At 34.8% G+C, this 12,404-nt stretch carries 10 protein-coding genes; 5 read left to right on the top strand and 5 right to left on the bottom strand.

Annotated features, from left to right (window positions below; genetic code table 11):
- The first annotated feature begins 143 nt into the window (after window positions 1-143).
- Window positions 144-2,294 (top strand): RICIN domain-containing protein, encoded by a 2,151-nt coding sequence (locus ACIDC4_RS17310; RefSeq protein ID WP_412043015.1) that lies wholly within the window; start codon window positions 144-146, stop codon window positions 2,292-2,294.
- 82 nt (window positions 2,295-2,376) lie between these two features.
- On the opposite strand, the gene ilvA is transcribed toward ACIDC4_RS17310, so the two are convergent.
- The 5 genes from ilvA to ACIDC4_RS17285 all read right to left on the bottom strand — a co-directional run bounded on the left by ilvA (window position 2,377) and on the right by ACIDC4_RS17285 (window position 8,710).
- Window positions 2,377-3,621, bottom strand: a complete 1,245-nt coding sequence (gene ilvA, locus ACIDC4_RS17305) for a threonine ammonia-lyase IlvA (protein WP_412043016.1) — start codon at window positions 3,619-3,621, stop codon at window positions 2,377-2,379.
- 583 nt (window positions 3,622-4,204) lie between these two features.
- On the bottom strand, window positions 4,205-4,744 hold the full coding sequence (locus ACIDC4_RS17300) for a DUF4136 domain-containing protein (protein WP_412043017.1): 540 nt from the start codon (window positions 4,742-4,744) through the stop codon (window positions 4,205-4,207).
- Between the two features lie 76 nt (window positions 4,745-4,820).
- Window positions 4,821-6,797, bottom strand: a complete 1,977-nt coding sequence (gene hutU, locus ACIDC4_RS17295) for a urocanate hydratase (protein ID WP_412043018.1) — start codon at window positions 6,795-6,797, stop codon at window positions 4,821-4,823.
- A gap of 562 nt (window positions 6,798-7,359) precedes the next feature.
- Window positions 7,360-8,334: a 2-hydroxyacid dehydrogenase gene (locus ACIDC4_RS17290; RefSeq protein ID WP_412043019.1), complete on the bottom strand. Its 975-nt coding sequence runs from the start codon at window positions 8,332-8,334 to the stop codon at window positions 7,360-7,362.
- A 193-nt stretch (window positions 8,335-8,527) separates the two neighbouring features.
- On the bottom strand, window positions 8,528-8,710 hold the full coding sequence (locus ACIDC4_RS17285) for a C1orf53 family protein (protein WP_059115986.1): 183 nt from the start codon (window positions 8,708-8,710) through the stop codon (window positions 8,528-8,530).
- Between the two features lie 112 nt (window positions 8,711-8,822).
- On the opposite strand from ACIDC4_RS17285, the gene ACIDC4_RS17280 reads away from it, so the two are divergent.
- From ACIDC4_RS17280 to hemL, 4 genes are all read left to right on the top strand, one after another.
- Window positions 8,823-9,158 carry a hypothetical protein gene (locus ACIDC4_RS17280; protein WP_412043020.1) on the top strand — a complete coding sequence of 112 codons (336 nt, stop codon included), beginning with the start codon at window positions 8,823-8,825 and terminating at the stop codon, window positions 9,156-9,158.
- Window positions 9,159-9,166: 8 nt separating this feature from the next.
- On the top strand, window positions 9,167-10,063 hold the full coding sequence (locus ACIDC4_RS17275) for a 1-aminocyclopropane-1-carboxylate deaminase/D-cysteine desulfhydrase (protein WP_412043021.1): 897 nt from the start codon (window positions 9,167-9,169) through the stop codon (window positions 10,061-10,063).
- Window positions 10,056-10,952, top strand: a complete 897-nt coding sequence (locus ACIDC4_RS17270; RefSeq protein WP_412043022.1) for a glucosaminidase domain-containing protein — start codon at window positions 10,056-10,058, stop codon at window positions 10,950-10,952. The genes ACIDC4_RS17275 and ACIDC4_RS17270 overlap by 8 nt, the downstream gene beginning before the upstream one ends.
- A gap of 127 nt (window positions 10,953-11,079) precedes the next feature.
- Entirely contained in the window at window positions 11,080-12,366 is a 1,287-nt protein-coding gene (gene hemL, locus ACIDC4_RS17265) for a glutamate-1-semialdehyde 2,1-aminomutase (RefSeq protein WP_412043023.1), read from the top strand.
- Window positions 12,367-12,404: the final 38 nt, after the last annotated feature.

The following is a 12,404-nucleotide window of genomic DNA, read 5'->3' as shown; positions in this document are numbered from 1 at the left end:
ATTTTTACAAATGATGTGTATTTGTAAAGTCTCAGTTATATCGATTTCGTGAAAGATTGATGTAATTTAGATGCGTTTTAATAAAAATAATCATAATAAAATGACAGAAAATTAACTATCTAAAACCACAAAACTTTAAAAAAATGCACAAAACTACTCACAAACCTACAAATCGGGTAAAAGCAATTTTGACTCAGGTCATTATTATAATGCTTTTCGTTATTATCAAAACAAATGCTCAAACAGTAACACCTTTTATCACGTCAGGTGATCAGACGAGATTATTACAGCAGCAATCTACAGTAAGTTTCGGTACAAATTCTGGAACTAATCCTTCTACAATTACGATAAATGCCGGAACAACCTACCAAACCATGGACGGATTTGGTTATACCCTTACCGAAGGAAGCTGCGAAGTAATAAGCGCAATGGCAGCGACTCAGCAAAATCAATTATTAAATGATTTGTATAATCCTGTTACAGGCTTAAACGCCAGTGTAGTTCGTATTAGTATAGCGGCTTCTGATTTAAGCAGTTCTTCTTATAGTTATAACGAAACTTCAGGAGACGTTAATATGAATAATTTCAGTCTCAACGGACCAGATTTGACGTATTTAATACCCATTATAAAAAAGATTAAGCTGATCAATCCAAACATAAAAATATTAGCTACTCCGTGGTCAGCGCCACGCTGGATGAAAACTAATAATTCCTGGATTGGCGGAAGTTTACAAACACAATATTACGCCGCCTACGCGAGATATTTTGTAAAGTATTTTGCAGCAATGCAAGCACAGGGAATTTCTATTTGGGGAATCACACCTCAAAACGAACCAGAGAATCCGCATAACGAGCCAAGTATGTTAATGAATTCTACAGAACAAAAGAATTTTATTAACCAGCAACTTGGGCCTCAAATGGCTGCGGCAGGTTACGGAAACATAAAAATCATCGCTTTTGATCACAATTGCGACAATACAGCATATCCTATCGATGTTTTAAACAACAGCAGTTATGTTGATGGTGCAGCGTTTCATTTGTACTTAGGAAACATTTCGGCCATGTCAACGGTAAGAAATGCCACAAACAAAAACGTTTATTTTACAGAACAATATACAGGTTCAGGCGGAAGCTTTAGCGGAGATTTTGGCTGGCACATGCAAAACGTCGTGATTGGAAGTACCAATAACTGGTCAAAAACAGTTTTGGAATGGAATGCGGCCAATAATCCAAGTTTAGGCCCGCGTACCCCTGGAGGATGCAACAGTTGTTTAGGAGCTGTTACAGTCAATAATAGTACAAGTTATACTAAAAATGTGGCCTATTATATTATTGGTCAAATCTCAAAATTTGTAAAACCGGGCGCTGTAAGGATTTCATCTTCAAGTACAAGCGGTACAATTCAAACTGTCGGATTTAGAAATCCTGACGGGTCGATTGCACTTGTGGCCTATAATTCAGGATCAGCCAATACAATAAAAGTGGTTTCAGGATCATCAGCTTTTAATTATACAGTTCCCGCTTCATCAGCAGTAACTTTCAATTGGTCTGCAGGATCGCCACCATCTTCTTCTTTGCTGGGATATTACAATATAATCTCAAGAAACAGCAATAAAGGATTAGATGTTGCAGATAATTCGAGTACAAGCGGAGGACGCATTCAACAATATGATATTACCGGTGGAGGAGGAAGTAACCAACGCTGGAAATTTGTTCCTGACGGAAGCGGCAATTATTACATTATTGTAAAATCGACAGGATTGTATTTAGCACCTGAAAATAACAGTACTGCTGATGGAATAAAAGTACAGCAAAGAGCATTTTCGTCTTCAAATGAATTTAAATGGACAGTAAATAATCTTGGCGGAGGTTACTATAGTATTATTAACGTAAATAGCGGAAAATCATTGGATGTCGAAAGTGTTTCTACTGCAAACGGAGCCAATATTCAGGTTTGGGCATATACGGGAGGATTAAATCAGCAATGGCAATTGGTACAGGTTGAAGCTTCTGCAGCGAGAAAAGTTTCCGTAGAAGAAGAAGCCAATACCGTATCTGATTTTTCTCTTTATATCAATGTAACAAACAACTATTTAAAAATTAATACGCCAAATTCAGGTTCAGGACAAGTCGAAGTTTACAATGCTTCTGGTCAAAATGTTTTAAAAAGAAGCGTTGATTTTACCACTGGTTCTGAAGCCGAAATAGAAATTTCGCAATTACCAAAAGGTATTTATGTAGTTAAAGTTAACGATAGTAAAAGCACGTATTCTAAAAAAGTGATAAAGAAATAATTACCAATTTTGAATTTTAATTAGTGATTTTATTTTGGTTTGAAAAAGGCTGTCTGAATTTAAAATCAGACAGCCTTTTGTTTTATCCTATGAGTTGTGTAAACAAATCCTGATTGTCATTCAGGTATTGAAATTCGAAACCATTTTTGGTCATATTTAATTTAATAGCCATGATATCTTTTTTATTTTTTAATTCTAATCCAACAACGACAGAACCAACTTCACGACTGTTTTTCTTCGCAAACTGAAAATAAGTGATATCATCATCCGGGCCTAAAATGTTATTCACAAATTCTTTTAAAGCTCCCGGACGCTGCGGAAACTGAATCATAAAATAATGCATCAAACCTTCATAAAGTAAAGAACGCTCTTTTATTTCAGCGGTTCTTTCGATATCATTATTACTTCCGCTTACAACACAAACCACTGTTTTGCCTTTTATTTTATCTTTATAAAAATCTAAAGCAGCGATTGTTAATGCGCCTGCCGGTTCAACAACCATTGCCTCTTCATTATACAAACGTAAAATTGTCGTACATACTTTTCCTTCGGGAACCAGAATTATGTCTTCGAGATTGTATCGGCAAATTTCAAAAGTTTTGTCTCCAACTTGTTTTACAGCGGCACCGTCTACAAATTTATCAATCGTTTTTAAGGCTGTATTTTTGTTTTCTTCAATCGAGGTTTTCATCGAAGGAGCACCTTTGGGTTCAACCCCAATAATTTTAGTGTTCGGACTCAAATGCTTAAAAACTTCAGATAAACCAGAAGCCAGTCCGCCACCGCCAATTGGAACAAAAATATAATCTATTGGTTCTTTATAACTTTCCAGAATTTCTAAACCTACAGTTCCCTGACCGGCAATTACTTTTTCATCATCAAAAGGATGAATAAATATTTTATGATTTTGAATTGCATCTGCCGTGGCCGAAGCATAAGCATCATCAAAAGTATCTCCGGTTAGTACAATTTCTACAAATGATTTTCCAAACAACTGCACTTGTTTTACCTTTTGTTTCGGAGTTGTTTTTGGCATATAAATTTTGCCTTGTATTTGCAAAAGATTACAAGAATAGGCAACACCTTGCGCGTGATTTCCGGCACTGGCGCAAACAATTCCAGTTGCTTTTTCTTTTTCATTCAACGAAGAAATCTTGTTGTAAGCGCCTCTAATTTTGTACGACCGCACAATTTGTAAATCTTCCCGTTTCAGTAAAATAGTCGATTGAAACTCGTCTGAAAGATTCAAATTTTGAGTGAGTGGAGTAGCGGCAACTACATTTTCGAGTTGCTTTTTGGCAGCAAGTACTTCGTTAAATAAATTCATTTTGTTTTGTTTTTTGTTTTTGCCACAGATTAAATGATTTAAAAATATTTTAATCTATGATAATCTGGATCAACGCTAAATATTGTGGAGAAATATTAAAAAGGTAATACTACCTAATTATTTTTTACCGCAGAGAACACAATCCCGATAGCTATCGGGATTCGCAGAGTTCACTAAGATTAAGTTGTGTTTACACAATCTAAGTACACAAAGCTTTGTGAACTTTGTGTTTTTATTAAACTTAGCATATTTAAAAAACTTTGCGTTCTCCGTGGTAATTTTTTTCCCTATCCAAAGGTCTTAGAATTGATCTGATAATCTTTTAATCTGTGGCAAAAAAATCATTAAATAAAAAAACCTCCCGATTTGGGAGGTTTAATAAATTGTATTTTGTTTACTTATTTATATAATACCTCGCCATTAATGCTGAATTGCAATAATGTTAATAGAGATAATAATGATATTTAAGTTTTTCATTTCAGATAATTGAATGGCAAATGTATTAATTATTTTGCGAAATATTCAGCACTTTATTAGTTTTTGTAAAAAACTGAAAACCGTCACTGAAAACTGCGACTAAAAATTACTTTTTAACCGGAGGATATTGCGCTAAAACCTTAGATACAATTTCTTTTACTCTAGCATCTTTTTTGTCGATGTTTTTGGTTAAAGTTCCAATTCCTTCACCTTGCCAGATCATTTCTTTCTTTTTAGCATCGATTAAGTCAATGAATAAAGTTCCTTCTGTAGAAGTTGATACCGTAGTTTGGTTTCCTCCGTACATCATATAAGGATTCCATCCCCAACCCCAACCATAACCCCATCCGGCACTAAATTGGTTTACATTTACTTGTTCTCTTGATTTTGTAAAAATATTTACTAATAAATCAGGATTTTCGCTTTTTGTAAAACCTTTTGCCTGCATTTGTTCGTCTATGGCATGTAGGATACGTCTTTTATCCAAATCAGAAATTTCGACCTTATCAATTCCGGGCTTAAAAAAAGCGTAGGTCTTATACGGCGCGAAATCTACGTTTTTATCGTAATCAGAATATACACTTACCGTGCTGCATGAGGCTAGTATCAAAAGCAAAAAAACGGGTACTAATTTGAATGTTTTCATATGTTTAAAAATTTTAATGTTCTTTTTCTTTTTGTCAGGCTGAGCGCCCTTCGACTTCGCTCAGGGTGACAATTTATTAAAATAGATTTTCATCTACAATATTGGGTAAAGTTACCTTTAATAATGGCTGAACTTCCATCGCTCTTTTTATAGCAAAAATAGCTTCGTCATTTCGTGCCCAGCTTCGTCTTGAAATTCCGTTGTTAACATCCCAGAAAAGCATTGATGCTAAACGTTTTGAAGCCTCTTTAGAACCATCAAGAACCATACCAAAGCCACCATTTATAACCTCTCCCCAGCCAACTCCTCCGCCATTATGAATCGAAACCCAGGTTGCTCCCCTAAAGCTGTCACCAATCACGTTTTGAATCGCCATATCGGCCGTAAAACGAGAGCCGTCATAGATGTTAGAAGTCTCTCTGTAAGGAGAATCAGTTCCCGAAACATCGTGATGATCGCGTCCTAAAACAACAGTTCCAATTTCGCCTTTTGCAATAGCCTGATTAAAAGCTTCGGCAATTTTAATTCTACCTTCAGCGTCAGCGTATAAAATGCGCGCCTGAGAACCTACAACCAGTTTATTTTCCTGCGCTCCCTTGATCCATTTGATATTATCCTGCATTTGCTGCTGAATTTCATCTGGAGAAGTCTTTGCCAATTCTTCTAAAACCTGACTGGCGATATTATCTGTTTTTTGTAAATCTTCTGGTTTCCCGGAAGTACAAACCCATCTAAAAGGCCCAAATCCGTAATCAAAACACATTGGTCCCATAATATCCTGAACGTAACTTGGATACCTGAAATCGATATTATTTTCCGCCATTACATCTGCACCAGCACGGGAAGCTTCTAATAAAAAGGCATTTCCGTAATCGAAAAAGTAAGTTCCTTTTGCGGTATGTTTGTTAATTGCTTTCGCTTGACGACGTAAAGATTCCTGAACTTTTTCTTTGAATAAGTCCGGATTATTGGCCATCATTTCGTTGGCTTCTTCAAAAGAAATGCCAACCGGATAATAACCTCCAGCCCACGGATTATGAAGCGAAGTTTGATCTGAACCTAAATCAATTTTGATATTTTCTTTATCGAAACATTCCCAAACATCTACCACATTTCCTAAATAGGCAATCGAAACGACTTCTTTATTGGCTTTCGCCAAAGTGACTCTCTTTACCAATTCTTCAGTTGAAGTTACGATTTCATTAATCCAACCTTGTTCGTGGCGAATTTTGGTAATCTTCGGATTTACTTCGGCGCAGACCGTAATACAACCGGCAATGTTTCCGGCTTTAGGTTGTGCGCCAGACATTCCGCCAAGTCCTGAAGTTACAAATAAATTTCCTTCAGGATTAAGTTTTATTTTTCTAAAACCATTCAAAACCGTGATCGTAGTTCCGTGTACAATTCCTTGAGGACCAATATACATATAGCTTCCGGCGGTCATTTGTCCGTATTGCGAAACGCCTAAAGCATTCATTTTTTCCCAATCGTCGGGTTTAGAATAATTCGGGATCACCATTCCGTTGGTGACCACAACTCTTGGCGCTTCAGTATGAGAAGGAAATAATCCCATAGGATGTCCTGAATACATTGTCAACGTTTGCTCATCTGTCATTTCAGACAAATATTGCATTGTTAATAAATATTGCGCCCAGTTCTGGAAAACAGCTCCGTTTCCTCCATACGTAATTAATTCGTGTGGATGTTGCGCCACAGCATAATCCAGATTGTTCTGAATCATGTGCATAATGGCTTTTGCCTGCAATGATTTTCCAGGATATTCGTCAATTGGTCGCGCGTACATTCTATAATCCGGACGCAGGCGATACATATAGATACGACCGTATTTTTCTAATTCTTCTGAGAACTCTTTGATTAATTCGGCGTGATGTTTGGCTTCAAAATAACGCAATGCATTTTTTAAAGCCAGTTTTTTTTCTTCTGCCGAAAGAATATCTTTTCGTTTTGGCGCGTGGTTAATCGCTAAATCGTAATCTTTTTTTGGAGGAAGTATGGATGGAATTCCCTGTTTTATTTGTTCTTGAAAAGTCATTTTTTTTAGAGATACTAAGTTGCTAAGATTCTAAGACGCTAAGGTATTTTAGTTAGATTAACAACAGATTAATTTTTTATATTTTTTATATTTTTTACTATGTTGCTCCACTGGAGTTCAAATTTTAGATTTTAGATTGTTGATTTTAGATTTTTGTAAACGTAAAATTCAATATCTGAAATTATTATGCTTAATTATATCGCTCCGCTGGAGCTCAAAGCCATGATAATGTTTTATTCTATAAATATGCCACTCCTAACGGAGTTTTTTTAGCCTTGGAAAGGCGTAATATTTATAGAAAACAATATGCGTCATTTCATAAAAGCTCCAGAGGAGCGAAATATTAATTGATGCAATTGGAATTTGGAATTTAAAATTTGGAATTTATTTAAATTATCTACTTCCCAATATTGCCACATTTTCTAATTAAACTAAGGATAACGAATATCCGACCTGTGATACGATTTGTGGATCGTAATCTTAAATTTTCTTGAGCGAATATCCATATAAATATTTTAGATTTTAAATTGGAATTTGGAATTTAAAAATTTGGAATTTTAATTTATAAATAAACTTCCTCATTAACACAAAACGGCATTTTTTTATTTTCAAAAAGCGCTATTATATTTTGTGCGGCGCAAACTGCCATTGCATTTCTGGCTTCGTATGTTGCTGAACCAATATGAGGTAAAATACAACAATTGGACAATGATAATAACGGATTGTCTTTTTTCATAGGTTCCGGATTGGTCACGTCAAGTCCGGCACCCCAGATTATATTATTAGTCAGGGCATAAAACAAATCATCTTCATTATGAAATTTTCCTCTTGCCGTATTGATGAAAATAGCATTGGATTTCATTTTTGCAAAAGCATTTTTATTGAATAGTTCATTGTTTTCTTCGCTATAATTCGAATGAACACTTAAAACATCACTTTTAGAAAGTAAAGTTTCAAAATCTACATATTTGGCATCAAGTTCTTTTTCGGCATTTTCGTTTTGAGAACGATTATGGTAAATGATGTTCATTCCAAATGCGGCTTTACATTTTTGGGCCATTTCAAAACCAATTCTTCCCAGGCCAAATATCCCTAATGTTTTGCCGCACAGTTCCTGTCCTAAATTTTCTAAAGCATTAAAGCTTTCCCATTTTCCGTTTATAATTTTTTTATAATTATAAAATGATTTTCTGGCAACACTTTGCATCAATAGAAAAGCAATATCTGATGTGGCTCTGCTTAAAACATCCGGCGTATTGCCAACGGGAATTTTTCTTTTATTGGCCGACGGAATATTAACAGCATCAAACCCAACAGAAAATAAAGCGATTCCTTTTAAATTCGGGCATTGCTGAAAAAAATCTTCGTCCAGATTATTGGCTCCAACGTTTAGCAAAACATCATTTTCCTGACAGATTTTTATAAACTCATTTCTTGACAATACATTTTCTGTTGGATTTACGGTAATGTTGATGCCTTTTTCCTGAAGTAATAAAATGCCTGCTTCTGGTATATTTTTATTTATAAAAACCTTCATTTTGTATTGTTTTTTGATCTGTTGGGTAATTTGTAAAAAAAATTAAACACATAGAAACATATATTTTTATGCTTTAAAAGATTGCAAAAAAGAACTAGTTTCTTTCACATAGCTATGTGTATTTTGATAAAGTGAAACGCCTTTTTACATTTCTATTGGCTATGTTTCTATGTGTTAAAATAATTGCGTAATGTTATAACGGTTTATTTATTCGTCCTGTTTTTTTATCAAATCCATAAGGACAATGACGGCAACCACTTTTGCAGCAATAACCACGTTTTAAATGGTGTTTTTCGGTAAAACATTTATAACCTTCGGGCGTATAGTAAAAATCTTCGCCTTCGATTAGTTTATTTTCATTACTTTGCTCTTTCATAAATCTGCATAGGGTTGATGTTCTTTTCTTTTAAAATCAAATAAACGAATTTGATTATGATTTTAATGAAATCGAACATTTTTTATCTACAAATTTATAAATTTTACAGCGAATGTTTCTAATTGTTGCTAAATATTTAATTCCGAAAGGATATCGCGGAATGGCTGTATTTCCGTTTGTAATTGTAAAATATGATTTGGATAAAAATAATCCTGTTTTTGTCAATCATGAAAAAATTCATTTGCGACAACAATTAGAATTATTGATTTTACCTTTTTATATCTTTTATGTTTTAGAATATATAATCAGGCTCGTACAATACAAAAACAAAGATTTGGCTTATAGAAATATAAGTTTTGAAAGAGAAGCATATGCAAATGAAACGGATTTAGATTATTTAAAAAACCGATCTTTTTTTGGTTTTTTGAATTACATAACTTTAAAATAAAATAGATTTTGAATCAGGAAATTCATATCAGTTTTCCTAATCATATTTCGCTGAACATAAAAAGAGATGATCTCAACCATCCTTTTATTTCAGGGAATAAATTACGAAAATTAAAATACAATTTACTTCAGGCGAAAGCCGAAAATAAAACAACATTGGTAACTTTTGGCGGAGCTTTTTCGAATCATATTGCGGCGGTCGCGTATGCAGGAAAAGAGCAGGGTTTTAAAACAATTGGCGTTATTCGCGGAGACGAGCTTTTTGATAAAATTGAAGAAAACCCAACCTTGAAATTCGCTCAGGAAAACGGAATGCAATTTGAGTTTGTAACCCGCGAAGAGTATCGAAATAAAAGTGAAATTTCGTTTATCGAAAAACTAAAAGAGAAGTTTGGCGATTTTTATTTAGTGCCCGAAGGCGGAACAAATGAATTGGCGGTAAAAGGCTGCGAAGAGATTTTGACGGAAGAAGATTCCGTTTTTAATTACGTTTGTTGTGCAGTTGGAACGGGCGGAACAATCTCCGGATTGATCAATAGTGCCTTGCCAAATCAGAAAGTTTTAGGGTTTCCGGCGTTAAAAGGTGACTTTTTAACCAATGAAATTCGTATTTTTGCAAAACAAGATAACTGGAATTTGATTTCTGACTATCATTTTGGAGGTTATGGGAAGATAAATTTAGAATTAATTGAATTTATCAATACTTTTTTTGAAGAAACAAAAGTGCCTTTAGATCCAATTTATACAGGAAAGATGGTTTTTGGCGTTATAGATTTAATCCATAAAAACTATTTTCCTGAAGATTCAAAAATATTACTCCTTCATACCGGCGGATTGCAGGGAATAGAGGGGATGAATATAAAATTGAAACAGAAAAAATTACCAATACTTAAAAGCAATGGTTAAAAAAATAATAACATTCTTGATTCTTGCTACTTTAGTAAGTTGTTCGTCCAGTAAACCTGCTATTGCAACGACCAAAAAAGCAGCAGCAATACAGAGGCCAAGAGTGGCAGCTACCAAAAAGCAAACTCCTGTTAAGCCAATTGGTAAAAATTATCCTTCTACAAACAATACAACTGAGGTTATTCAATCTACTTCGAAAACAGTTGTAACAGGCGATTTAATCAATAATTATATTTTGCAGTTTAAAGATATTGCAATGGGCAATATGCAGAAATACGGTATTCCTGCCAGTATTATTTTGGCTCAGGGAATTTTAGAATCCGGTGCAGGAAGAGGTGATTTAGCATTAGAAGCAAACAATCATTTTGGAATAAAATGTCATAAAGACTGGTTGGGAGAAAGTGTTCGCCATGACGATGATTCAGCTCAGGAATGTTTTAGAAAATATCCCGAAGCAGCAGAATCTTACAGAGATCACGCTTTGTTTCTGGTAGGTAAAAAACGATATGAAACTTTATTTACTTACGAAAAAGACGATTACAAAGCCTGGGCAAAAGGTTTGAGAGCAGCTGGTTATGCTACAGATCCTAATTATCCGGACAAATTAATAAGTTATATCGAAAGATACAATCTGCATCAATATGACTGCCAGGTTACCGGAAGAAACTATAAGCCTTTTGAGAAATCAACTACGGTTAAAAATTCTTCAACTCCATCTAGAAGTTCATCAAATTCAAACTCGAACGATCCTAATTTATACGAAGTTCAAAAAGGAGATACCTTATACTCAATTTCAAAAAAATTCAATGTATTGGTTGATGACTTAAAACAAAAAAACAATCTTTCAGACAATGCCATTTCTATTGGGCAGCGATTGAAAGTGAAATAAGCTTTTAGTTTTCAGTGGCGGTTTTCAGTCTCAGTTTGAAAGTATTCAAAAATCTAAAATTCAAATTTTAAAATAGAGTTCGCAGTTTATAATCTAAAGTCAGAACTCTAAAATCTAAAATCTAAAAATGTTATATAAAAGAAGTAGTCAGCTTTTTGCTGAAGCAGAAAAAGTAATTCCGGGAGGAGTAAATTCACCAGTTAGAGCCTTTAAAGCCGTTGGGGGAACTCCTATTTTCGTAAAAAGTGCCAAAGGTGCGTATTTGTATGATGAGGACGGAAATAAATTAATAGATTATATCAACTCATGGGGACCAATGGTTTTAGGTCATGCATATCAACCCGTTGTGGATGCTGTGATCGAAAAAGCAAAGTTGGGAACTTCATTTGGAATGCCAACTGAATTGGAAACTCAAATCGCTGCTTTGGCGGTTGCTATGGTTCCGAATATAGATAAAATAAGATTTGTAAATTCAGGTACAGAAGCTTGTATGAGTGCAATTCGTCTGGCTCGCGGATTTACAAAAAGAGATAAAATCATCAAATTTGCAGGTTGCTACCATGGACATTCTGATTCATTTTTGATTCAGGCCGGAAGTGGAGCCGTAACTTTTGGATCACCAAATAGCCCTGGCGTTACAGAAGGAACTGCAAAAGATACTTTGTTAGCGAAATACAATGATTTAGAGAATGTAAAAACTTTAATCGAAGCTAATAAAGGCGAAATTGCAGCGATTATTATCGAAGCAGTTGCCGGAAATATGGGTTGTATTCCGCCACAAAAAGGTTTCTTAGAAGGATTAAGAGAATTGTGTACCGCAAACGGAATTTTATTAATTTTTGATGAGGTAATGACTGGTTTCCGTTTGGCTCGTGGTGGAGTTCAGGAGTTGTATAATATCAATGCTGATATTGTAACTTTTGGGAAAGTTATTGGTGGAGGTTTACCTGTTGGTGCTTTTGCTGCACGCGAAGAAATCATGAATTATCTTGCGCCACTTGGTCCGGTTTATCAGGCAGGAACATTATCAGGAAATCCTTTGGCAATGGCTGCAGGATTAGCAATGTTACAGGCACTTGATAATGATCGTGAAATTTTTACCCGTTTAGAAGAAAAAACAGCTTATCTGGAAGCAGGAATTGATAAAGTTCTAAAAGCGAATAACGTTGCTTTTACGATCAATAGAGTAGGTTCGATGATTTCTGTTCATTTTGATGCTAATCCGGTGGTTGATTTTCAAACCGCTGCAAAAGGAGATAACGAAACGTTTAAGAAATTCTTTCACGGTTTATTAAACGAAGGCGTCTACATTGCACCATCTGCATATGAAACCTGGTTTATTACAGATGCGCTGACTTACGAAGATTTAGACTTTACAATTAATGCGATCGATAAAGTTTCGAAAACATTTTAATACAAAAAAAAAGAGGCTCATTTTGAGCCTCTTTTTCG

It is taken from the genome of Flavobacterium sp. C3NV (genome assembly GCF_046825355.2).
Lineage (GTDB): Bacteria > Bacteroidota > Bacteroidia > Flavobacteriales > Flavobacteriaceae > Flavobacterium.
This window is presented reverse-complemented; position numbering and strand designations above follow the sequence as displayed.

Bases quoted from the DNA above. Each gene is read 5' to 3' on its own strand.
- ACIDC4_RS17310 (WP_412043015.1), top strand. From the start codon at position 144: ATGCACAAAACTACTCACAAACCTACAAATCGGGTAAAAGCAATTTTG.
- ilvA (WP_412043016.1), bottom strand. From the start codon at position 3,621: ATGAATTTATTTAACGAAGTACTTGCTGCCAAAAAGCAACTCGAAAAT.
- ACIDC4_RS17300 (WP_412043017.1), bottom strand. From the start codon at position 4,744: ATGAAAACATTCAAATTAGTACCCGTTTTTTTGCTTTTGATACTAGCC.
- hutU (WP_412043018.1), bottom strand. From the start codon at position 6,797: ATGACTTTTCAAGAACAAATAAAACAGGGAATTCCATCCATACTTCCT.
- ACIDC4_RS17290 (WP_412043019.1), bottom strand. From the start codon at position 8,334: ATGAAGGTTTTTATAAATAAAAATATACCAGAAGCAGGCATTTTATTA.
- ACIDC4_RS17285 (WP_059115986.1), bottom strand. From the start codon at position 8,710: ATGAAAGAGCAAAGTAATGAAAATAAACTAATCGAAGGCGAAGATTTT.
- ACIDC4_RS17280 (WP_412043020.1), top strand. From the start codon at position 8,823: ATGTTTCTAATTGTTGCTAAATATTTAATTCCGAAAGGATATCGCGGA.
- ACIDC4_RS17270 (WP_412043022.1), top strand. From the start codon at position 10,056: ATGGTTAAAAAAATAATAACATTCTTGATTCTTGCTACTTTAGTAAGT.
- hemL (WP_412043023.1), top strand. From the start codon at position 11,080: ATGTTATATAAAAGAAGTAGTCAGCTTTTTGCTGAAGCAGAAAAAGTA.